The organism is Microbispora sp. CSR-4 (assembly GCF_008033685.1).
In the GTDB taxonomy this organism is placed as follows: Bacteria; Actinomycetota; Actinomycetes; order Streptosporangiales; family Streptosporangiaceae; genus Microbispora.
This window is the reverse complement of the sequence record NZ_VJVX01000228.1, coordinates 1-661: the sequence shown is the minus strand read 5'-3', so window position 1 is coordinate 661 and position 661 is coordinate 1. Positions and strand designations below refer to the sequence as shown.

1 protein-coding gene is annotated in these 661 nt (G+C 74.1%); it reads right to left on the bottom strand.

Annotated elements, in window-relative coordinates; genetic code table 11:
• Window positions 1–432, bottom strand: a 432-nt coding sequence (locus FLV34_RS39570) for an HNH endonuclease signature motif containing protein (protein WP_147945622.1), incomplete at its 3' end; no start/stop codon positions are given.
• Between the last annotated feature and the right edge of the window lie 229 nt (window positions 433–661).

Below are 661 nucleotides of genomic sequence, written 5' to 3'. Positions count from 1 at the left end.
GCGGTTGTGGAACTGGCAGGCCGGGCCCAGCAGCTTCAGGTCCGTGAGCCCGCCGGTGCTCCAGTTGTCGGCGTGGTCGATCTGGCACATGGTCGCCGGCAGCGGGCAGCCGTCGACCCAGCACGTGGCATACCGGGCGAAGATGGCCCGCCGCTGGGCAGGAGTCGCCAGACGGACCTTGCGGCCCATGTCGAGCACCTGCCCGTCGGCGTTCATGACGATCCGCACCAGAGTCGAGGTCCGGGCGAGCCGATGCACGCTGGAGACGGGCAGCACTTGCCCCGTCGCCAGCAACAACCCCGGCGGCACCATCCCCGGCGGCACCATCCCCAGCGGCCCTCCCAGCGAGGCACCCAGTGCCGTCCCCAGCAGCGACCCGGGCAGCGTGCCTGCCGACGCTCCCAGCGCCGACCCCAGCGACGCCCCGGGCATCGTGCCCGCCGACGCACCTGGCGCTGCTCCGGGTGACGCCCCGGGAGCTGATCCCGGTGACGCACCCCGCGATGCCCCCTGTGCGGCTCCTTGCGATGCTGCTTGCGCCGTCCCCGGCGTCCCACGCCCGGCTCCCGGTGCCGTTCCCGATGCCCATCCGGGTGGTGTCTCCCGCTCCGGTCCGGACCCGCCGGGCGTCGCTCCCGACGGTCCCGATGTCCGCGACGCC